Origin of the sequence: Pseudomonas sp. W4I3, assembly GCF_030816195.1 — a bacterium.
In the GTDB taxonomy this organism is placed as follows: domain Bacteria; phylum Pseudomonadota; class Gammaproteobacteria; order Pseudomonadales; family Pseudomonadaceae; genus Aquipseudomonas.
Window position 1 is genome coordinate 267,796 of record NZ_JAUSXS010000001.1, and the last position, 20,101, is coordinate 287,896.

A 20,101-nucleotide genomic window follows, 5' to 3' on the forward strand; every position below is an offset into this window, starting at 1 on the left:
AACGCCACCTTTGGGACAATAAAAACAATGAACCCCAGCCTGACTGAAACACCTGCGCTGTCGCGGCGCGGCGTCTTGAAAATCGGTCTGTGCGCCAGCGCCTTCCTGGCGACTGCCGGGCTGGGCGCCAGCCTCAGCGGTTGCTCGAGCAGCACGCCGGCCAGCGGCTTTGCGCTGTTGCGAAGCAGCGACTTACCATTCCTGCGCGCGGTCATTCCGGTACTGCTGGAAGGCGCGGCCAGCGCCCAGGCCGTGAGCGCAGGAATTGAAGACACCCTGAAAAAGCTCGACTACAGCCTGCGGCACCTGTCGCCGGAGATGTTCAAGCTCACCCAGCAATTGTTCGATGTGCTCGGCATGGGCATTACCCGAGGCCCATTAACCGGTATCTGGGGCAGTTGGGAAAACGCCAGCAGCGAGCAGATCCGCAGCTTCTTGCACCGCTGGGAGAACAGCTACCTGAACCTGCTGCGCATGGGCCAGGGCTCACTGCTCAAGCTGGTGATCATGGCTTGGTACTTTCGCCCCGAGTCCTGGGCTCATTGCGGCTACCCCGGCCCGCCGAACATCTGATTTGCATCCCCGACAATAAAAACAAGAGACGAACCTGATGCCCGTACCCGATCTGTTCCGCGATGGCCTGGCCCGTGGCTGGAAAACCCACAACGGCGCCACCCTCGACAACGACCTGACCCTGGAAGCCGACGTGGCCATCATCGGCAGCGGTGCCGGCGGCGGCACCACGGCGGAAATCCTCAGCGCCGCTGGCTACAAGGTGCTGCTGATCGAAGAAGGCCCACTCAAGACCAGCAGCGACTTCAAGCTCCTGGAAGACGAAGCCTATGCCAGCCTGTACCAGGAAGGGATAGGGCGCATGAGCAAAGACGGTGCGATTACCATCCTGCAGGGCCGTGCGGTGGGCGGTACCACGTTGATCAACTGGACCTCAAGCTTCCGCACGCCGGACGCCACCCTCGCCCACTGGGCCAGTGAATACGCGGTGAAGGGCCATAGCAGCGCCGAAATGGCGCCGTGGTTCGAGAGCATGGAACAGCGCCTGGGCATCGCGCCATGGGCGCTGCCGCCCAATGCCAACAATGACGTGATCCGCAAAGGCTGCGAAAAGCTCGGCTACAGCTGGCACGTGATCCCGCGCAATGTGCGCGGTTGTTTCAACCTGGGCTATTGCGGCATGGGCTGCCCGGTCAACGCCAAGCAATCGATGCTGGTGACCACCATCCCGTCCACCCTGGAGAAGGGTGGCGAACTGCTCTACCTCGCCCGTGCCGAGCGCCTCACGTACAGCGGCGATACGATCAGCAGCCTGGAATGCGTGGCCATGGACGCGCGCTGCGTGGCGCCTACCGGGCGCAAGATCACCGTGAAGGCCAGGCATTACGTACTCGCGGGCGGCGGCATCAACAGCCCGGCACTGCTGATGCGCTCGGACGCGCCCGATCCGCATTCACGCCTGGGCAAGCGCACCTTCCTGCACTTGGTGAATTTCTCCGCGGGGTTGTTCGACGAGGTCATCAACCCGTTCTACGGGGCGCCGCAGTCGATCTATTCCGACCATTTCCAGTGGCAGGACGGCACTACCGGCAAAATGTCCTACAAGCTGGAAGCGCCGCCCTTGCATCCAGGGTTGGCAAGCACCTTGTTTGGCGGCTACGGCACGCAGAACGCCCTGGACATGAGCCGGTTGCCCCATACCCACGCCATGCTCGCGTTATTGCGCGACGGCTTTCACCCCGACAGCCCTGGCGGTGCCGTGGAATTGCGCGGTGACGGTACGCCGGTGCTCGATTACCAGGTTTCGCCCTATGCCTGGGATGGCCTGCGCCGGGCCTTTCACAGCATGGCCGAGATCCAGTTCGCGGCGGGCGCCAAATCGGTCAAGCCCCTGCATCACGACGCCCGGTACGTGAACAGCCTGGCAGAGGCACGTAGCGTCATTGACGGTTTGAACCTCGAGTTGCACCGGACCACCCTGGGCAGCGCCCATGTGATGGGCGGTTGCGCGATGGGTGAAGACCCCAAAAACGCAGTGGCCGACAGCCTCGGTCGCCATCACCAATTGCGTAACCTGTCGATCCATGACGGCTCGCTGTTTCCCACCAGCATTGGGGCAAACCCCCAGTTGTCGGTGTATGGATTGACCGCGCAACTGGCGTCAGCCTTGTGCGAACGTCTGAAAACAGCGTGAAAAAGCGTTCGATTCACGGCATCTATCTACGTAAGTCGACTTGGCCGACCGGGATGGCTGCGATACCATCCGGTTCCCCAACGGACTCCGCCAGGACGACGCGATGAACCGAGTGTTGTACCCAGGAACCTTCGACCCGATTACCAAAGGCCATGGCGATCTGGTCGAACGCGCCTCTCGCCTGTTCGACCACGTGATCATCGCGGTTGCCGCCAGCCCGAAGAAAAACCCGCTGTTCCCGCTGGAACAACGCGTGGAACTGGCGCGTGAGGTCACCAAGCACCTGCCTAACGTGGAAGTGGTGGGCTTTTCGACCTTGCTGGCGCACTTTGCCAAGGAGCAGAACGCCAATGTGTTCCTGCGTGGCCTGCGCGCGGTGTCGGATTTCGAATACGAATTCCAGCTGGCCAACATGAACCGCCAACTGGCGCCGGACGTGGAAAGCCTGTTCCTCACGCCGTCGGAACGTTATTCGTTCATTTCTTCGACGTTAGTCCGTGAAATCGCGGCGTTAGGCGGAGATATCACCAAGTTCGTGCACCCAGCCGTTGCCGACGCGCTGACGCTTCGCTTCAAGAAGTAAGACCGCTTGATCGGCGCCCGCTCGCACTGCGGGCGCCAATGCGGCACAATTGCGCGCATTAGTTTCCAGATGCCTTGGCTGACAGCCCTGGCAGGAGTTTTCATGTCCCTGATCATCACCGACGATTGCATCAATTGCGACGTCTGCGAACCCGAGTGCCCGAACGCTGCGATTTCCCAGGGTGAAGAGATCTACGTGATCGACCCCAACCTGTGCACCCAGTGTGTCGGCCACTACGACGAACCCCAGTGCCAGCAGGTGTGCCCGGTGGATTGCATTCCGCTGGATGAAGCCCATCCTGAGACTGAAGCGCAGTTGATGGACAAGTACCGGAAGATTACCGGGAAGGCCTGAAGCTATTCAGCGCCTGTGAGGGCCGATCGGGGGCAAGCCCCCTCCCACATTTGGAACGCATTTCAATGTGGGAGGGGGCTTGCCCCCGATGGCGCTATCAGCCATCACACAGCAATCAGCTCTGGCACCTGGGGCAAAACACACTCGCCCGCTGCCCCAGCACCACATTGCGCAACTCGGTCCCGCACACCTTGCACGCCTGGCCCCCACGGCCGTAGACGAACAGTTCCTGCTGGAAATACCCCGGTTGCCCGTCACCACCGATAAAGTCGCGCAACGTGGTACCGCCGCGCTCGATGGCAGCCGCCAGCACGCGCTTGATCTCGACCGAGAGCTTCAAATACCGCGCACGGGAAATGCCGCCGGCCGCACGACGCGGATCGATCCCGGCCGCAAACAGCGCTTCCGTCGCATAGATATTGCCCACGCCCACCACCACCGCGTTGTCCATGATGAACGGCTTGACCGCCATCGATCGGCCCCGCGACAGTTGAAACAGCCGCTCGCCATCGAACAGCTCGGTCAACGGCTCCGGCCCCAGGCGAATCAGCAGCTCGTGGTTGTGCGGGTCCTGGCTCCAGAGCATCGCGCCAAAACGCCGGGGGTCGGTGTAGCGCAGGGCAAGGCCGGACTCAAGCTCGATATCCACGTGCTCATGCTTGGCCGCCGGCATGCCGACTTCCACCAGGCGCAGGTTGCCCGACATGCCCAGGTGGCTGATCAAGGTGCCCACTTCGGCGTTGATCAACAGGTACTTGGCGCGCCGTTCCACCAACACGATGCGCTGCCCGGACAGGCGCACATCGAGGTCTTCCGGGATTGGCCAGCGCAGACGGCGCTCACGCACCACCACACGGCTGACGCGCTGGCCCTCCAGGTGCGGGGCAATCCCGCGCCGGGTGGTTTCGACTTCTGGTAACTCAGGCATGTGTACCTCGGGAAGAAAGGCTCAGTGCGCGCCCAATTCGCGGATCGACAACTTCATGCTTTCGAAGTCGTAGTCCGACAGGCCCACGTAATCCAGCACCAGGTGGCCGATCGCATCCCATTCACGGTCGACGCTCTGGTTGCCCAGGACCCGATAGGACGAACAGATGTGCTCGGCCATTTTCAGGATCGCCAGCAGGTTTTTAAGCACCGGATTGCGCGACGTCTCGTCGCTGAAAATCGCCAGGGCATTGTGGTGATTGGCGATGGCGTCGGTCACATGCTCCGGCAGGCGCCAGGACTTGGCGGTGTAGTAGCCCACCACCGCATGGTTAGTGTTGAACGCGTTGTTCTCGGTGTCGACCACCCGGCAATCCGGGCCGGCGTTGGCGTAGGCCTGCTCCAGGACCGTCATGTAGTTCGGGAATCGCTTGAGCATCAGCGGTACGCCACAGTCATGGAACAGGCCCAGGGCATAGGCTTCGTCAACTGCCTGGGAGCCGGTGCGCTTGGCCAGGGTCAGGCAGGTCATGGCCACATCCTGGGCGGTGTCCCAGAAGCGGTTGAGCGTGACGATGGTGTCGTCGCTCATCTCGCCTTTGATCGACAAGGCGTTGATCAGGTTGATCACCGAGCGGCTGCCCAGCAGGTTCACCGCGCGCTGGATCGAGGCAATCTTGTTGCTCAGGCCGTAATACGGCGAGTTGACGATTTTCAGCAACGCACCGGACAAGCCCGGGTCCTGGGCGATCAGCCGGGCGATCACTTCCAGGTCCGGGTCGGGCATGTACTGCTCCATCTGCAAATCCACCATGATTTGCGGCTGGGGCGGCACGCTGATGCCTTGCAGGACCTGCTGAATCTGTTCGGCGGAAAGCTCTTGGGACATAAGTACACACTCTGGGCTAGGCGGGAATTCTACCCCTTATGCAGACGTGCCCGACACCCACAAACCGAACTGAAACCGGATCAAATGTGGGAGGGGCTTGCTCCCGATAGCAGCGGATCAATCAGCTCATCTGTTTCTGACATACCGCTATCGGGAGCAAGCCCCCTCCCACATGTCCGGCGGCGCGTTCAGTACCTACACAACAGGGTATACTCCCGCTCTTTTTTCCGGAGCGACGTCATGTCCCTGCCAAGCCTGCGTCTCAAAGCCAACGCCGATCGTCGTTTGCGCAACGGCCACCTGTGGGTCTACAGCAACGAAATCGACGTGGCCGCCACCCCACTCCACGGCTTCCAGGCAGGTGACCAGGCTATCCTGGAAGCAGCCGGCGGCAAGACCCTGGGCATCGTGGCCATGAGCCCGAACAACCTGATCTGCGCCCGCCTGCTGTCGCGCGACATCAAGTTGCCGCTGGACAAATCGCTGCTGGTGCACCGCATCAACGTGGCCCTGTCCCTGCGCGATCGCCTGTTCGACAAGCCGTTCTACCGCCTGGTCTACGGTGATTCCGACCTGCTGCCGGGCCTGGTGGTCGACCGTTTCGGAGACATCCTCGTCGTGCAGATCGCCTCGGCGACCATGGAAGCCCATAAGGAAGACGTGATCGCCGCGCTGACCCAAGTGCTCAAGCCGAGCGGCATCCTGTTCAAGAACGACTCCGCCGCGCGCGACGCCGAAGGCCTCAACCGCTACGTCGAAACCGTGTTCGGCCTGGTGCCGGAGTGGGTGGCGCTGGAAGAAAACGGCGTGAAATTCGAAGCCCCGGTGATCCAGGGCCAGAAAACTGGCTGGTTCTACGACCACCGCATGAACCGCGCCCGCCTGGCGCCATATGCCAAGGGCAAGCGCGTCCTCGACCTGTACAGCTACATCGGCGGCTGGGGCGTGCAAGCCGCCGCATTCGGCGCCAGTGAAGTGTTCTGCGTCGACGCCTCCGCCTTCGCCCTCGATGGCGTCGAGCGCAACGCCGCGCTGAACGGCGTCGCCGAGAAAATGACCTGCATCGAAGGCGACGTGTTCGAAGCACTCAAGGAACTCAAAGCCAGCGAAGAACGCTTCGACGTGATCGTCGCCGACCCACCGGCCTTCATCAAACGCAAGAAAGACATGAAGAACGGCGAAGGCGCCTACCGCCGCCTGAACGAGCAAGCCATGCGCCTGCTCAGCAAGGACGGCATCCTAGTCAGCGCCTCGTGCTCCATGCACCTGCCCGAAGACGACCTGCAAAACATCCTCCTGACCAGCGCCCGCCACCTGGACCGCAACATCCAGATGCTCGAACGCGGCGGCCAGGGCCCGGACCACCCGGTGCACCCGGCGATTGCCGAGACGCGATATATCAAGAGCATTACGTGCCGGTTGTTGCCCAATAGCTAACGCCACGCACCGATAAACATGTGGGGGTTTGCCCAAAGTCAAAATGGTTCATTGTAGGAGCGAGCTTGCTCGCGAAAAACGCATCGGCGCCACGGGCTGCCTGATAGCGCTGCGTTATCGTTAACGATTTTCGCGAGCAAGCTCGCTCCTACAATGGAAGGCGTGTCATAGCCAGATGGCATCCCACAGCGGGTATTGACCAATGTGCTCGACCAAACCTGCACGCAAAGGGTTGGCGACGATATAACGGGCCATTGCCTTCAAATCCTCCTCACGACGCAATGCCCGATCGAAATAGCCTTTCTGCCAAAGCGTCCCGCAAGAGCATCTCGCACTGTTGATCGCGCGGGCACTTCGCGACTTGGTGATTCGCATCAGTCTGGGCAAGTCGCCATTGTGCAACTCCACCAGCCAGTGGAAGTGGTCAGGCATGACCACCCAAGCCAGCGAAGTCGCCTCACCCTCTTCCTGAGCTTTCCTGAATTCGCTGACGAGCAGGCGACCCATGCGCCAGTCCTGAAAAATTGACTGCCGTTGGTGGGTAACCGCGGTGATCAGGTAGATACGACCCGATTCTGAATAGCGCCCAGTGCGCAGCCGATGAGCATTTTGCTGGGTGGACATTCCTTCGTCCTCTTCTGTGATTGGAAGAGAAACGGTAGGAGCCGAAGCGTCGACTAGCCTGTAAACAATAGTTCTGAATATGTCTTACCCCTGTAGGAGCGAGGCGGGCGGCTAGCCCTTGCTCGCGAAAAACCAACAGGCGATGCGCGCTGCCTGATAGCGCTGCGTTATCGTTGACGTTTTTCGCGAGCAAGCTCGCTCCTACAGGAAGACGGTGTAGAATCAGCCCTATTCATCGCCAGTCATCCCCGGCGGGTTTATGAGCTCGAGGCCCAAGCAAGCGGCGATCCCGCGACGCGAGTGGCAACTTCCGGACACACGGCCATTTTCTGAGTGTTCCAGACGTCAATAGAAGCTCACTCCCCTTTGATACCGATTAGCCGCCCGGAGTGCTCCATGCCAGATTACCGCTCGAAAACATCCACCCACGGCCGCAACATGGCCGGCGCGCGCGCACTGTGGCGTGCCACGGGGATGAAAGATGACGACTTCAAAAAGCCGATCATCGCGATTGCCAACTCCTTCACCCAGTTCGTCCCCGGCCACGTCCACCTCAAGGACCTGGGCCAACTGGTCGCCCGCGAGATCGAACGCGCTGGCGGCGTGGCAAAGGAATTCAACACCATCGCCGTTGACGACGGCATCGCCATGGGCCATGACGGCATGCTGTATTCCCTGCCGAGCCGCGAGATCATCGCCGACTCCGTGGAGTACATGGTCAACGCCCACTGCGCCGACGCCATCGTGTGCATTTCCAACTGCGACAAGATCACCCCCGGCATGCTGATGGCCGCCCTGCGCCTGAACATCCCGGTGATTTTCGTTTCCGGCGGCCCGATGGAAGCCGGCAAGACCAAGCTGGCCTCCCACGGCCTCGACCTGGTCGACGCCATGGTCATCGCCGCCGATTCCAGCGCTTCTGACGAGAAGGTCGCGGAATACGAGCGCAGCGCCTGCCCGACCTGCGGTTCGTGCTCCGGCATGTTCACCGCCAACTCGATGAACTGCCTGGTCGAAGCCCTGGGCCTGGCCTTGCCGGGCAACGGCTCGACGCTGGCCACCCACAGCGACCGCGAGCAGCTGTTCCTGCAGGCCGGCCGCACCATCGTCGAGCTGTGCAAGCGCTACTACGGCGACAACGATGAGTCGGTGTTGCCGCGCAACATCGCCAACTTCAAGGCGTTCGAGAACGCCATGACCCTGGACATCGCCATGGGCGGTTCCACCAACACCATCCTGCACTTGCTGGCTGCCGCCCAGGAAGCCGAGATCGATTTCGACCTGCGCGACATCGACCGCCTGTCCCGTCACGTGCCGCAGCTGTGCAAGGTCGCGCCGAACATCCAGAAGTACCACATGGAAGATGTGCACCGCGCCGGCGGGATCTTCTCGATCCTCGGTTCCCTGGCCCGTGGCGGCCTGCTGCACACCGACCTGCCGACCGTGCACAGCACGTCCATCGCTGAAGGCATCGCCAAGTGGGACATCACCCAGACTGACGACGAAGCCGTGCACACCTTCTTCAAGGCGGGCCCGGCCGGCATCCCGACGCAGACTGCGTTCAGCCAGTCGACCCGTTGGGACACCCTGGACGACGACCGCGAAAACGGCTGCATCCGCAGTGTCGAGCACGCCTATTCGCAAGAAGGCGGCCTGGCCGTGCTGTACGGCAACATCGCCCTCGACGGTTGCGTGGTGAAGACTGCCGGTGTGGACGAGTCCATCCACGTCTTCGAAGGCCGCGCCAAGATCTACGAGAGCCAGGACAGCTCGGTGCGCGGCATCCTGGCTGACGAAGTCAAGGAAGGCGACATCGTGATCATCCGCTACGAAGGCCCCAAAGGCGGCCCGGGTATGCAAGAGATGCTCTACCCGACGTCGTACCTAAAATCCAAGGGCCTGGGCAAAGCCTGCGCCTTGCTCACCGACGGCCGTTTCTCCGGCGGCACCTCGGGCCTGTCCATCGGCCATGCTTCGCCGGAAGCCGCTGCCGGTGGCGCGATTGGCCTGGTGCAGGATGGCGACAAGGTGCTGATCGACATCCCGAACCGCTCGATCAACCTGTTGATCAGCGATGAAGAACTGGCCGCGCGCAGGGTTGAGCAGGACAAGAAAGGCTGGAAGCCGGTAGAGAAGCGTCCACGTAAAGTGACGACCGCGCTGAAAGCCTACGCCTTGCTGGCCACCAGCGCCGACAAGGGCGCCGTTCGCAACAAGGCAATGCTCGACGGCCTGTAAGCCCCGCCCATGAAAATGCCCCCGCACTTGGCGGGGGCATTTTTTTGCCTCGCGATAATCCCAAGACAATGAAGATCCAATGTGGGAGGGGGCTTGCCCCCGATATCGGTGTGTCAGCTAAAGATGAGCTGACTGAACGACCGCTATCGGGGGCAAGCCCCCTCCCACATTTTTTAACCGCGTTCAGCCTGTTACTGGATGTCCTCCGGCTTGACGATCACCCAGTTCTTGTCCGCCGTTACCGGCAAGCCCTCCTTGGCCTGCGCTGCCGCGTGTTTGGCCATCATGCCGTTGAGCTGGGTCATGTATTTGTCTTTGCGGTTGATCCACAGGTGGATGCCGCCCTTGGCCACGTCCACGTCATGAAACAGCATGTAGCCATCGCTGGTCGGGGTGTCGCCGCCGACGATCACCGGTTTTTTCCATTCGTCGATGTAGGTGAGGATCGCCGCGTGCTTGCCGGCCATCCAGGTGGCTGGGGTCCACAGGTAAGGCGTGAGTTCCAGGCCGAGGTTGGCCTTCTCGTCATACTTGCCGGCGGCGATCTGTTTGCGCGCGGTGGTCAGCTCGCCGGTTTTGCGGTCCTTGAGCAACGTACTCACGCCGATGACGTTCTCGGGTTTGACGTTGTAGCCGTACTTCGGATCGGCAGCGACCATGCGCACCAGTTCCTCCGAGGCAGCCGTCATCACATACACCTCGATGCCGTTTTCCATCAACTTGTTGTACAGCTCGGCTTGCCCGGTGAAGACTTTCGGTGGCTGCACTTCGGACTGTTTCACCGTGTCGCCTTCAAAATAGCTGACCGGAACGGGTTTGCCCGAAGCCATCAGCTCGTCGACCTGGACCTTGAGTTCCTTGAGGGTGAAACCGGAAAACACCTGGGCCACCCACGGGTAGCACACCATGTCGTCCACTTCGCAGAGGCGATAGTAGTAACTGAAGAGGCTTTCCTTGTGCTCGGCGGTGTCTTTGAACGGCATCAGCTTGAGCGAAGGGTCGAGGCTGTCGCGGGTGATCAGGCCCTTGTTTTCCATGTAGGGCAGCAGGGACTCTTCAAGGTCGTAGCGGTAGCTGGTGTTGTCCATGTCAAACACCGCGAAGTTGCCCTTGTTGGCGTTGGCGGCGATCATCTCATTCAATTGTTTGGCGGCAGGCGCCGGCCAGTGTTTCAACTCGGTGGCGGCAAACGCCTGGCTGGCAAGTCCCAGGCAAAGAGCGGCGGCAAGCAATTTCGGCGCGAGCTTCATAAGCGTTTACTTCCTGAGTGAAAGACATCGACGCTAACAAATCTGTGTGACAGTCCTCGCGTTGAGCGCGACGGCCTGCATCCTGATTCCGCCACGGCCATACGCCAGAGCGTCAAACCCTTATTCCAAAAACGACAGTCGCCATTCCATATTGGTATTAAATCAATATATTTCAAGCTGTTAGGCTTCCCGGTTCGCAATCGCAGGCTCACGCGATTGGCTGCCTTCTCAACGGAGCTTCAATGAATCTTCCACTGATTCTCAACTTACTGGTGTTCGTGGCCCTGCTGCTGGGCCTGGCACAAACCGGCCGTACCCACTGGAGCCTCGCCAAGAAGGTGCTGTTCGCCCTGGTGCTGGGCGTGGTGTTCGGTGTGGTGCTGCACGCTATCTATGGTGCTGGCCACCCGGTGCTCAAGGCCTCCATCGGCTGGTTCGACCTGGTCGGCAACGGTTATGTGCAGTTGCTGCAAATGATCGTGATCCCGCTGGTGTTCGCCTCGATCCTCAGCGCCGTGGCGCGTCTGCACAACGCCTCGTCGCTGGGCAAGATCAGTTTCCTGACCATCGGCACCCTGCTGTTCACCACCGCGATTGCCGCGCTGATCGGTATCGGCCTGACCAACCTGTTCGGCCTCACCGCCGAAGGCCTGGTCGCCGGCACTCAGGAAATGGCGCGCCTGCAAGTCATCCAGAACGACTACGCGGGTAAGGTTGCCGACCTGAATATCCCGCAGTTGCTGCTGTCGTTCGTGCCGGCCAACCCGTTCGCCGACCTGGCTCGGGCCAAACCGACGTCGATCATCAGCGTGGTGATTTTTGCTGCGTTCCTGGGGGTTGCCGCCTTGCAACTGCTCAAGGATGACGTGGAAAAAGGCCAGAAAGTGCTCAACGCCATCGACACCCTGCAAGCCTGGGTGATGCGCCTGGTGCGCCTGGTCATGAAGCTGACCCCGTACGGCGTACTGGCGCTGATGACCAAGGTGGTCGCCAGTTCCAACCTGCAGGACATCATCAAGCTCGGCAGTTTCGTCGTGGTGTCGTACCTGGCCCTGGGCCTGATGTTCGTGGTGCACGGCCTGCTGCTGTCGCTGGCCGGCGTCAACCCGCTGCGCTTCTTCCGCAAGGTGTGGCCGGTGCTGACGTTTGCCTTCACCAGCCGCTCCAGCGCCGCCTCGATTCCTTTGAGCATCGAAGCGCAGACACGCCGCCTGGGCATCCCGCAGTCAATCGCCGGTTTTGCTGCTTCGTTCGGTGCGACCATCGGCCAGAACGGCTGTGCCGGGCTCTATCCAGCGATGTTGGCGGTGATGGTTGCGCCGACGGTCGGCATCAACCCGCTGGACCCGCTGTGGATCGCGACACTGGTAGCGATTGTGACCCTGAGTTCGGCCGGTGTGGCAGGCGTGGGCGGTGGGGCCACCTTCGCCGCACTGATCGTGCTGCCGGCCATGGGGCTGCCGGTGTCGCTGGTGGCGCTGCTGATTTCCGTGGAGCCGCTGATTGATATGGGCCGCACGGCATTGAACGTGAATGGTTCGATGACGGCGGGGGCGATTACCAGCCAGATCATGGGGCAGACGGATAAAGCGTTGCTTGATGCCGATGAGCATGGGCAGCTGGTCAGCTGATCTGCAAGTTATCAGCCTCAAGCTGCAAGAAAGAGCACCGCGCTTTTACTTGCAGCTTGTAGCTTAAAACTAGTAGCTGCTCCTCTCCCAGACTTCGAAGTTGTAAGCCGGCTTATCGCCTTCGGCCGGGTTTTCCACATTCGACACCAGCTTCCACTGGCTCGCATCGAACTGCGGAAACCACGCATCCCCTTCCGGGCTCAACGCCACCCGCGTCAGGTACAGACGATCCGCATACTCCAGCCCCTGCGCATACAACTGCGCGCCGCCGATCAGCATCAGCTCGTCGGCGCCCTGCTCCAGTGCCCACGCCTCGGCGCGTTCAACCGCAGCCTCCAGTGACGCAAATACTTGCGCACCTTCAAGCACCAGGTCGGCTTGACGGCTGACCACGATGTTCAGGCGCCCCGGCAACGGTCGGCCCAGGGAATCCCAGGTCTTGCGCCCCATGATGATCGGCTTGCCAAGGGTGGTGGCCTTGAAATATTTGAAATCCCCCGGCAAGTGCCAGGGCATGCTGTTGTCGACGCCGATCACACGGTTTTCACCGAGGGCTGCGATCAGGCTTAAAGGGAGAGTCTTTTTCATGGCGACGAGAATACCAGAGCTGCGAGTCAGCGGTTATGCTCCAACCTCACGAACACAACAGGATGGCGCGTGACTGCACTGAACCCGCTGCACACACTTTGGCTGACCGAAACCGTGCGCCTGCGCGAAGAACACGCCGGCCCCCTGGAAGACCTCGAAGCCAATCGCCTGGCCCGTGCGGCCGGTGGCGACCTGCCAACGCGCATCGCACAGCGTGCCCTGCACCTGGCCGAACGCGATGGCCTGACCGGCGCCCTCAGTCGCTGGCTGCAAGGCGCGCGCCTGGCCGCGGTGCTGCTGGCGATCGTCGCGGTGGTCAGCGGCGCCGGCCTGGCGTTTGCCGCGCTGGGCAACGGCCTGGCCCCGGTCAACGTGTTCTGGGCCCTGGGCAGTTTGCTCGGCCTGAACCTGATCCTGCTGCTCAGTTGGGCCCTGGGCCTGGTGTTTGCCGGCGAACACAGTGCCAGCCTCGGTCGCCTGTGGCTGTGGCTCAGCGAAAAACTCGCGCGCGATGCCAAGGCCGCGCAGCTGGCACCGGCCCTGCTGCTGTTGCTGCAACGCCAGAAACTCAACCGCTGGGCCGTCGGTGTGCTGGTCAACAGCCTGTGGTTGCTGGCGTTGCTCAGCGCCCTGCTGGTTCTGCTGATGCTGCTCGCCACCCGGCGTTACGGCTTTGTGTGGGAAACCACCATCCTCGGTGCGGACACCTTCATTAACGTCACCCAGGCCCTCGGCACCCTGCCCGCCCTGCTCGGCTTCACTGTACCGACGGTGGAGATGATCCGCGCCAGTGGCGACTCCGCGCTGAATATCGAAAGCGCCCGCCAGGCCTGGGCCGCGTGGTTGGTGGGGGTGTTGCTGGTCTACGGCCTGCTACCCCGGCTGATACTCGCGCTGCTGTGCCTATGGCGCTGGAAACGCGGGCGTGCGGCCTTGCGCCTGGACCTCAACCTGCCCGGCTATGCCCAGTTGCGCGAGCGCCTGATGCCGAGCAGCGAGCGGCTGGGAGTCAACGATGCGGCACCGGAACAATTGCACCAGGCAACTGGCGGCGTCAGTGAATTGCAAAGCGACGGCGCACTGCTGGTGGCCATCGAACTGGACGACCAACGCCCCTGGCCACCCAAACTCCCCGGTACGGTCAAGGATGCCGGCATCCTCGACAGCCGGGAATCGCGCCACAAACTGCTGGAGCAACTCACACGCTTCCCGCCTGCACGCCTGGCCATTGCCTGCGACCCGCGGCGCTCGCCCGACCGTGGCAGCCTGGCGCTGATCGCCGAGCTGGCGCGCAGTGCGGCGGCGACGCGGGTGTGGCTGCTGCAAGCGCCGCCCGGCCAGGCGCTGGACGCCGAACGCCTGGGCGACTGGCACAGCGCGCTGCAGCAGCTTGAGCTGCCCTTCGCCGACTGTGCACCGTTGAACTGGCTGGAGAGCGGTCATGACTAAACCCCTCAAGCTCGCCGTGGTCGGCCATACCAATGTGGGCAAGACCTCATTGCTGCGCACCCTGACCCGCGATGTCGGCTTTGGCGAAGTGTCCCATCGCCCCAGCACCACGCGGCATGTCGAAGGGGCGCGCTTGTCGGTGGACGGCGAAGCCTTGCTGGAGCTGTACGACACCCCCGGCCTGGAAGATGCCATCGCCCTGCTCGATTACCTGGAACGCCTGGACCGCCCCGGCGAACGCCTGGATGGCCCGGCGCGCCTGACGCGCTTTCTGGAAGGCAGCGAGGCGCGCCAACGCTTCGAACAGGAAGCCAAGGTGCTGCGCCAACTGCTGGCCTCGGATGCCGGCCTGTACGTGATTGATGCCCGCGAGCCGGTGCTGGCCAAGTACCGCGACGAGCTGCAAGTGCTGGCCAGCTGCGGCAAGCCCTTGCTGCCGGTGCTCAATTTCGTCAGCAGCAGTGACCACCGCGAACCCGACTGGCGCGAGGCCCTGGCTCGCCTCGGCCTGCATGCGCTGGTGCGTTTTGACAGCGTGGCGCCGCCGGAAGATGGCGAGCGTCGGTTGTATGAAAGCCTGGCCCTGTTGCTGGAAAACGCGCGGCCGCAGCTGGAGCGGCTGATCCTCGATCAGCAAGCCCAACGCCAGGCCCGCCAGCAAAGCGCTGCGCGTTTGATCGCCGAACTGTTGATCGACTGTGCCGCGTGCCGGCGCAGCGTGGTGACCGAGGATGAGCCACAGGCCATCAGCGACTTGCGCAAGGCCGTGCGCCAGCGCGAACAAAAGTGCGTGGAAGCCCTGCTCAAGCTGTTCGGCTTCCGCCCCCAGGACGCCGCCGCCAGCGATTTGCCGCTGCTGGATGGACGCTGGGGTGACGACCTGTTCAACCCTGAAACCCTCAAGCAACTCGGCGTGCGTGTGGGCGGCGGGATTGCCGCGGGCGCCGCGGCCGGGGCCGGTGTCGACCTGCTGGTCGGCGGTTTGACCCTGGGCGCTGCCGCGCTGGCCGGCGCGATTGCCGGCGGCGCCCTGCAAACCGCGCGCAGCTATGGCAGCCGCCTGATGGGCAAGATCAAGGGCCAGCGCGAACTGACTGTGGACGACAGCGTGCTGCGCCTGCTCGCCCTGCGCCAACGTCAGTTGCTCAAAGCGTTGAACCTGCGCGGGCATGCGGCGATGCACAGCATCAAGGTCGACACGCCCCAGGACAAGACCTGGCGCGAAGGCAAGCTGCCGGACGCGCTGAACAAGGCGCGTGCCTATCCGCAATGGTCGTCCCTCAACCCGCACCCCAAGTTGAGTCAGGCCGAGCGCCAGGAGCAAGTCGAGGCGCTGGCTCAGCGCCTGGACGACGCCTGATCGGCCAGTAACTGCAAGGCCTTGGCCTTGAGCACTTCAAGGTCGAGCAACGAGACGTGCAGGTCTTTGGCCTGCTCATCCCAGTGACGCAGGCGCAGGCTGATGTCACAAAGCGGGTGCTGCTCGAAGGCCTGCGCCTCCTGCGCGCTCATCACGCCCCCCTGGTACTCCAGCGTACGCCGGCTGGCCTCGCTCAACCGGGCGAAATAGTCCGGCTGGGCGAAGGTGAGGTATCGCTTGGCCTGCACGTGGTACTCCACCAATGTCGCCATGCGTTCGCCAAAGCCCGCACGGCGCAGGTAATCGGCGCCCAACCGCTCGTGGCTGACCACGCCATAACCGCCCATGTTCGCTTCGCCCTGACCACACAGGTGGCCGATATCATGGAAGAACGCCGCCAACACCACTTCATCGTCAAAGCCTTCGGCCATCGCCTGCTGCGCGGCCTGGGACATGTGCTCGATCTGCGACACCGGCTCGCCGATGTAATCCGCCGTGCCATGCCGCTCGTACAGGCCGAACACCTCGGCCACCACACGCTCGCGACTCATGACGCCGGCCCCCACAATGCCGTGATGTTTCCCTCGGCCATCGCCGGCCCCACGCTCATGCCCACACCGGTGTGCATCAGCGCAATACTCATCCCCGCAGCCACCTGCACAAACGAAAACGGCCCAGGCCCACGCGAGCCATACACGCCCTGCCAACGCTCCACCACCTGGATCTGGCAGCCCAGGGTCTGCTCGGTCAGTTGTATCAGCCAGTTGTCGACCTGCTCGGCATTGAATGGCGAGGCATCGCTGCCGTAGTCGTGGGAGTCGCCGATGATCAAATCGCCGTGGGGCGTAGGGCTGATCAGCAGGTGAATGCCGTGGGCATGCAGGTGCGGTGCTTCGCGCAGGATCTGCGCCTGTACCGGTGCGGCTTGCGGCAGGTCGGCAAACGCGCCGTAATGCACGCAACTCAGGCCCGTCAGCAACGCGTGTTGCAGGTTCAGCGCCCGTGCGGGCCGCGCACGCAGCATCTGCAGGCGACAGATTTGCGGGTTGAGCGGGGCGATCGATTCGGCCAGCAGGGTTTGGTAATCGTGCCCGGAGCAGACGATGATCTGCTCCGCGCGAAAGCTGCCCGCTGTGCTGTGCAACCGGCCTGGTTCGACGTCGCGCACCAGGGTGGAAAAATGAAACTCCACGCCCAGTTCCTGGGCCAGGTAGTTGATCAGCGCCGGGATCGCTTCTCGCGAATACAGTTGCTGGTCATCCTTGCCATGCAGCGCGGCACGGTGATGGCGGAACTGGCCGGCGTACAGGTCGTTCAACGCCGCGCCTTGCAGCAGCTCGACGTTGTAACCGTGCTCGCGGGCACGCCCGACGCAGAAGGCTTCGAGCAGGTGCTCTTCGGCTTCGGTACGCGCGAACAGGTAGGAGCCATTGCGCTTGAGCTGAAGGCCGGCGACCTGCGCCCAGTGCCCCCAGATATCGCGGCTTTGCCGTGCCAGGTCGAGCATCGGCCCCGGCGGCTGGCCGGTGACCAGCGCCTGGCCGAAGTTGCGCACCGAGGCGCCCAGCGGAGTGGCGCTGCGCTCGAAGACCTTGACCTTCAGCCCGCGCCTGGCGGCGGCGTAGGCGTGGGAGAGGCCGAGGATGCCCGCGCCGACAATTAACAGATCGTTGTGGTGTGTCATTTGGTGATGTCCTGTTTTCGAGACCGCTATCGGGGGCAAGCCCCCTCCCACATTTGACTGTGTTCGCTATCAAATTGTGGGAGGGGGTTTGCCCCCCGATAAGGCCATCAGCCCTAACGAAAAGCCTACTGACCCGTCACCTTCTCCGACTTGCCGTCATAGCGCTTGCGCCATTGCGCCAGGATGCTGTCGCGGTTCTTCGACGCCCAGGCAAAGTCGTTCTTGATCAGCCGCTGCTCATAATCTGCGGGCAATTCGGTCTGTGGCTTGGCAATCCCTGGCTGGGCCAGCACTGCGAAGTTGTCCTTGTACAGCTCCATCGCCGCCGGGCTGGCGGAGAAGTCCGCAAGTTTTCTAGCGGCATCGGCGTGGCTTGTGCCCTTGATCACCGCCGTGGCTTCGATGTCCCAGCCCAGGCCTTCCTTCGGCAGGATGATGTCCAGCGGAGCCCCCTGGCGCTTCAACTGTACGGCTGGGTATTCAAACGAAATACCAATCGGAAACTCCCCGGACGCCGCCAGCTTGCACGGTTTGGAGCCGGAGTGAACGTACTGCCCGATGTTCTGGTGCAGGTCGTCCATGTACTGCCAGCCTTGTTTCTCGCCAAAGGTTTGCAACCAGGCGCTCACGTCCAGAAAGCCGGTGCCCGAGGACGCCGGGTTGGGCATGACGATCTTGCCCTTGTATTCCGGCTTGGTCAGGTCCTGCCAACTCACCGGTTTGCTCAGGCCCTGTTTCTCGGCTTCGACGGTGTTGAAGCAAATGGTCGCGGCCCACACGTCCATGCCGACCCAGGCCGGTGGGTTGGCGGCGTCGCGGTAGTTCTTGCCGATCTTGTCCAGGTCTTTCGGGGCATAGCTGTCGAGCATGCCTTGTTGATCGAGAATCGCCAGGCTGGAGGCGGCCAGACCCCACACCACATCGGCCTGCGGCCGGTCTTTTTCAGCCAGCAGCTTGGCGGTGATGATCCCGGTGGAGTCGCGCACCCACTTGATCTCGACGTCCGGGTTGGCCTGCTCGAAGGCCTTTTTGTAGGTTTTCAATTGCTCGGCTTCGAGGGCCGTGTACACGGTCAGTTCGGTCTTGGCGAAGGCATTCAGGCTGAATGCAGTGAGTACGGCAGCGACCAGCGCCAGTGGCTTGAACATCGAATACCTCCTTTGAAGAGTCATTGCCCGGGCGCGGTCTGGCGCCAGGCTTGAGAGCGGCGCAAGGCGCCACGTGAGGCCCACGCCAGCAACAGCGAGACGCTGCCTGAGGTGAACAGAATCAGGGTCGACATGGCCGCCGCGCCGCCCACATTGCCGGCGTCGTCCATGTTCAACACGGCGACGGCGGCGAGGATGGTGTCGGGACTGTAGAGGAAGATCGCGGCGGAGACGGTGGTCATGGCCGACACGAACAAGTACCGCAGAATATCCAGCAGCGCGGGCAGGCAGATCGGCACCGTCACTTTCAGGTAATGGCGGTAGAGCGGCGCCTTGAGGGACAGTGCGGCGGCTTCGAACTCGACGTCCAATTGGCGCAGCGCGGTGGTGGCGGTCATCTGCGCGGTGGTCAAATAATGCGCAATGGTGCACACCACCAATAGCGCCATGCTGCCGTAGAACACGTGCAGCGGGTTGCCGCTGAGGTTGAAAAAGAACACGTAGCCCAGGCCCAACACCAGGCCCGGTACGGCCATCGGCACAAAACTGAGCAGGCGCAGGGCCAGGTTCAGGCCCTGTTGACCCCTAGTTTTCTCCATCAGGTAGGCGCCGGTGAAGATCAGCACACTGCCAATCAGCGCCGTGCACAACGCCAGGGTCAGGCTGTTGCGGTAGGCCAGCCAGCCCCCGCCGGCGGTGTCTTCGAACTGGTAGTGGTTCAACGACAGCGACAGGTTGTAGGGCCAGAATTTGACCAGTGAGGAGTACACCGCCATGCCGAACACCAGCAGCAGTGCCGCGCAGATCAGCAGCACGATCGCCAGGTAGCAGCCATCCCTTGATCGCGACGCCAGCGGTTGAAACACCTGGGCGCGGCCGCTCATGGCGTCACCCTGACGGCGCCGCAACCACGCATCCACGCCAAAGCTGAACAGCGCCGGCAACAGCAGCACCATGCCGATCAACGCGCCACGGCCGAACTGTTGCTGGCCGACCACCGCCTTGTAGGCCTCCAGCGCCAGCACCTGATAGTCCCCACCGACCACCACGGGCACGCCAAAGTCGGTGATGGTCAGGGTGAACACCAGGCAGAACGCCGCGAACACCGCCTGGCGCGTGGCCGGCCAGGTGATGCTGCGAAACGCCCGGGCGGGGCTGGCGCCCATGCTGGAGGCGGCGTCGAACAAGCGCGCATCCGCCAGCGACAAGGCAGACAGCAGAATCATCAAGGCATGCGGGAAGGTGTAAATCACTTCGCCCAGCACAATGCCCCAGAAGCCGTAGATATTGTCCGAGAGCAGGCCGCGCAACAGCCCCTGGTTGCCGAACAGGTACACTAGCGCGATGCCCGGCAACATCGAGGGCGCCATCAACGGCAGCAGCGACACGCCGCGCCAGATCACCTTGCCGGGAATCAAAGTGCGCTGCAGCGCGTAGGCAAACAGATAGGCCAGCGGTACGACGATGGCCGCAACGCTCAGGGAAACTTTCAGGCTGTTGCCCAGCAACCAGTGGAAGTTGGCACTGGTCAGCAGTTCCCGTGCGGCTACCAGGCCGCCGCCCTGCCCGGCTTCGCTGCTGAAGCCGCGCCAGAAAATCGCCAGCAGCGGCAGCAACACCGCCACGACCAACAGGCCCAGCCAGAGTACTTTACCGCCGACCACGAACAGGCGGTCGCCCATTTCAGCTCGGGAGGGAGTGCGCGGTAGCGTCAATGCGCTGTCCACGGCCAT

General features: G+C 62.5%; 18 protein-coding genes. 9 read left to right on the plus strand and 9 right to left on the minus strand.

The genetic code is table 11. The annotated features are described in order from the left end of the window. The first annotated feature begins 27 nt into the window (after nucleotides 1-27). The 4 genes from QF045_RS01250 (at nucleotide 28) to QF045_RS01265 (ending at nucleotide 3,143) form a co-directional block, all read left to right on the plus strand. Nucleotides 28-573, plus strand: a complete 546-nt coding sequence (locus QF045_RS01250) for a twin-arginine translocation pathway signal protein (RefSeq protein ID WP_306490746.1) — start codon at nucleotides 28-30, stop codon at nucleotides 571-573. A gap of 37 nt (nucleotides 574-610) precedes the next feature. Next, nucleotides 611-2,206: a GMC family oxidoreductase gene (locus tag QF045_RS01255; protein WP_306490747.1), complete on the plus strand. Its 1,596-nt coding sequence runs from the start codon at nucleotides 611-613 to the stop codon at nucleotides 2,204-2,206. Nucleotides 2,207-2,309: 103 nt separating this feature from the next. Beyond that, on the plus strand, nucleotides 2,310-2,789 hold the full coding sequence (coaD, locus tag QF045_RS01260) for a pantetheine-phosphate adenylyltransferase (protein WP_003176711.1): 480 nt from the start codon (nucleotides 2,310-2,312) through the stop codon (nucleotides 2,787-2,789). Between the two features lie 102 nt (nucleotides 2,790-2,891). Continuing rightward, complete coding sequence (locus tag QF045_RS01265) at nucleotides 2,892-3,143, plus strand: YfhL family 4Fe-4S dicluster ferredoxin (RefSeq protein WP_306490748.1); 252 nt, start codon at nucleotides 2,892-2,894, stop codon at nucleotides 3,141-3,143. Nucleotides 3,144-3,258: 115 nt separating this feature from the next. Here the strand turns inward: QF045_RS01265 and mutM are convergent, their stop codons facing one another. Together mutM and QF045_RS01275 are read right to left on the minus strand one after the other, a co-directional pair. Beyond that, the gene (mutM, locus tag QF045_RS01270) at nucleotides 3,259-4,071 is read right to left on the minus strand and encodes a bifunctional DNA-formamidopyrimidine glycosylase/DNA-(apurinic or apyrimidinic site) lyase (RefSeq protein WP_124388621.1); all 813 of its coding nucleotides are present in this window, start codon (nucleotides 4,069-4,071) and stop codon (nucleotides 3,259-3,261) included. 21 nt (nucleotides 4,072-4,092) lie between these two features. Further along, nucleotides 4,093-4,905, minus strand: a complete 813-nt coding sequence (locus QF045_RS01275) for an HDOD domain-containing protein (protein WP_306494835.1) — start codon at nucleotides 4,903-4,905, stop codon at nucleotides 4,093-4,095. Nucleotides 4,906-5,199: 294 nt separating this feature from the next. Here QF045_RS01275 and QF045_RS01280 point away from each other — a divergent pair, with 294 nt between their 5' ends. Continuing rightward, the gene (locus QF045_RS01280) at nucleotides 5,200-6,396 is read left to right on the plus strand and encodes a class I SAM-dependent rRNA methyltransferase (RefSeq protein WP_003213799.1); all 1,197 of its coding nucleotides are present in this window, start codon (nucleotides 5,200-5,202) and stop codon (nucleotides 6,394-6,396) included. Between the two features lie 165 nt (nucleotides 6,397-6,561). On the opposite strand, the gene QF045_RS01285 is transcribed toward QF045_RS01280, so the two are convergent. Then, complete coding sequence (locus QF045_RS01285) at nucleotides 6,562-7,020, minus strand: transposase (protein WP_306490749.1); 459 nt, start codon at nucleotides 7,018-7,020, stop codon at nucleotides 6,562-6,564. A gap of 396 nt (nucleotides 7,021-7,416) precedes the next feature. Here QF045_RS01285 and ilvD point away from each other — a divergent pair, with 396 nt between their 5' ends. Then, nucleotides 7,417-9,258, plus strand: coding sequence for a dihydroxy-acid dehydratase (ilvD, locus tag QF045_RS01290; RefSeq protein ID WP_306490750.1), 1,842 nt, complete (start codon nucleotides 7,417-7,419; stop codon nucleotides 9,256-9,258). A gap of 191 nt (nucleotides 9,259-9,449) precedes the next feature. Here ilvD and QF045_RS01295 read toward each other — a convergent pair whose 3' ends face one another. Further along, a complete protein-coding gene (locus QF045_RS01295) occupies nucleotides 9,450-10,508 on the minus strand; it encodes a haloacid dehalogenase-like hydrolase (protein WP_306490751.1) in 1,059 nt (352 codons plus the stop codon). Between the two features lie 242 nt (nucleotides 10,509-10,750). Between QF045_RS01295 and QF045_RS01300 the strand changes: the two genes are divergently transcribed. Further along, nucleotides 10,751-12,139, plus strand: coding sequence for an L-cystine transporter (locus tag QF045_RS01300; RefSeq protein ID WP_306490752.1), 1,389 nt, complete (start codon nucleotides 10,751-10,753; stop codon nucleotides 12,137-12,139). Between the two features lie 69 nt (nucleotides 12,140-12,208). Here the strand turns inward: QF045_RS01300 and QF045_RS01305 are convergent, their stop codons facing one another. Next, nucleotides 12,209-12,727 carry a dihydrofolate reductase gene (locus QF045_RS01305; protein WP_306490753.1) on the minus strand — a complete coding sequence of 173 codons (519 nt, stop codon included), beginning with the start codon at nucleotides 12,725-12,727 and terminating at the stop codon, nucleotides 12,209-12,211. 69 nt (nucleotides 12,728-12,796) lie between these two features. Between QF045_RS01305 and QF045_RS01310 the strand changes: the two genes are divergently transcribed. Together QF045_RS01310 and QF045_RS01315 are read left to right on the plus strand one after the other, a co-directional pair. Then, complete coding sequence (locus tag QF045_RS01310; RefSeq protein WP_306490754.1) at nucleotides 12,797-14,176, plus strand: DUF2868 domain-containing protein; 1,380 nt, start codon at nucleotides 12,797-12,799, stop codon at nucleotides 14,174-14,176. Further along, complete coding sequence (locus QF045_RS01315) at nucleotides 14,169-15,536, plus strand: DUF3482 domain-containing protein (RefSeq protein WP_306490755.1); 1,368 nt, start codon at nucleotides 14,169-14,171, stop codon at nucleotides 15,534-15,536. The genes QF045_RS01310 and QF045_RS01315 overlap by 8 nt, the downstream gene beginning before the upstream one ends. On the opposite strand, the gene QF045_RS01320 is transcribed toward QF045_RS01315, so the two are convergent. From QF045_RS01320 to QF045_RS01335, 4 genes are all read right to left on the minus strand, one after another. Continuing rightward, nucleotides 15,515-16,087 carry a phosphonate degradation HD-domain oxygenase gene (locus QF045_RS01320; protein WP_306490756.1) on the minus strand — a complete coding sequence of 191 codons (573 nt, stop codon included), beginning with the start codon at nucleotides 16,085-16,087 and terminating at the stop codon, nucleotides 15,515-15,517. The two genes, QF045_RS01315 and QF045_RS01320, sit on opposite strands and share 22 nt — an antisense overlap. After that, nucleotides 16,084-17,220: a TIGR03364 family FAD-dependent oxidoreductase gene (locus QF045_RS01325; RefSeq protein ID WP_306490757.1), complete on the minus strand. Its 1,137-nt coding sequence runs from the start codon at nucleotides 17,218-17,220 to the stop codon at nucleotides 16,084-16,086. Before QF045_RS01325 ends, QF045_RS01320 begins: the two co-directional genes overlap by 4 nt. Nucleotides 17,221-17,345: 125 nt before the next feature. Beyond that, nucleotides 17,346-18,368: a putative 2-aminoethylphosphonate ABC transporter substrate-binding protein gene (locus tag QF045_RS01330; RefSeq protein ID WP_306490758.1), complete on the minus strand. Its 1,023-nt coding sequence runs from the start codon at nucleotides 18,366-18,368 to the stop codon at nucleotides 17,346-17,348. 20 nt (nucleotides 18,369-18,388) lie between these two features. Beyond that, complete coding sequence (locus tag QF045_RS01335; RefSeq protein WP_306490759.1) at nucleotides 18,389-20,101, minus strand: putative 2-aminoethylphosphonate ABC transporter permease subunit; 1,713 nt, start codon at nucleotides 20,099-20,101, stop codon at nucleotides 18,389-18,391.

Excerpts from the sequence above, each read along its gene's own strand:
- QF045_RS01295 (WP_306490751.1), bottom strand. The coding sequence starts at position 10,508 with ATGAAGCTCGCGCCGAAATTGCTTGCCGCCGCTCTTTGCCTGGGACTT.
- ilvD (WP_306490750.1), top strand. The coding sequence starts at position 7,417 with ATGCCAGATTACCGCTCGAAAACATCCACCCACGGCCGCAACATGGCC.
- QF045_RS01300 (WP_306490752.1), top strand. The coding sequence starts at position 10,751 with ATGAATCTTCCACTGATTCTCAACTTACTGGTGTTCGTGGCCCTGCTG.
- QF045_RS01280 (WP_003213799.1), top strand. The coding sequence starts at position 5,200 with ATGTCCCTGCCAAGCCTGCGTCTCAAAGCCAACGCCGATCGTCGTTTG.
- QF045_RS01330 (WP_306490758.1), bottom strand. The coding sequence starts at position 18,368 with ATGTTCAAGCCACTGGCGCTGGTCGCTGCCGTACTCACTGCATTCAGC.
- QF045_RS01335 (WP_306490759.1), bottom strand. The coding sequence starts at position 20,101 with ATGGCCGTGGACAGCGCATTGACGCTACCGCGCACTCCCTCCCGAGCT.
- QF045_RS01320 (WP_306490756.1), bottom strand. The coding sequence starts at position 16,087 with ATGAGTCGCGAGCGTGTGGTGGCCGAGGTGTTCGGCCTGTACGAGCGG.
- QF045_RS01325 (WP_306490757.1), bottom strand. The coding sequence starts at position 17,220 with ATGACACACCACAACGATCTGTTAATTGTCGGCGCGGGCATCCTCGGC.
- QF045_RS01255 (WP_306490747.1), top strand. The coding sequence starts at position 611 with ATGCCCGTACCCGATCTGTTCCGCGATGGCCTGGCCCGTGGCTGGAAA.
- QF045_RS01250 (WP_306490746.1), top strand. The coding sequence starts at position 28 with ATGAACCCCAGCCTGACTGAAACACCTGCGCTGTCGCGGCGCGGCGTC.
- QF045_RS01285 (WP_306490749.1), bottom strand. The coding sequence starts at position 7,020 with ATGTCCACCCAGCAAAATGCTCATCGGCTGCGCACTGGGCGCTATTCA.
- coaD (WP_003176711.1), top strand. The coding sequence starts at position 2,310 with ATGAACCGAGTGTTGTACCCAGGAACCTTCGACCCGATTACCAAAGGC.
- mutM (WP_124388621.1), bottom strand. The coding sequence starts at position 4,071 with ATGCCTGAGTTACCAGAAGTCGAAACCACCCGGCGCGGGATTGCCCCG.
- QF045_RS01265 (WP_306490748.1), top strand. The coding sequence starts at position 2,892 with ATGTCCCTGATCATCACCGACGATTGCATCAATTGCGACGTCTGCGAA.
- QF045_RS01305 (WP_306490753.1), bottom strand. The coding sequence starts at position 12,727 with ATGAAAAAGACTCTCCCTTTAAGCCTGATCGCAGCCCTCGGTGAAAAC.
- QF045_RS01315 (WP_306490755.1), top strand. The coding sequence starts at position 14,169 with ATGACTAAACCCCTCAAGCTCGCCGTGGTCGGCCATACCAATGTGGGC.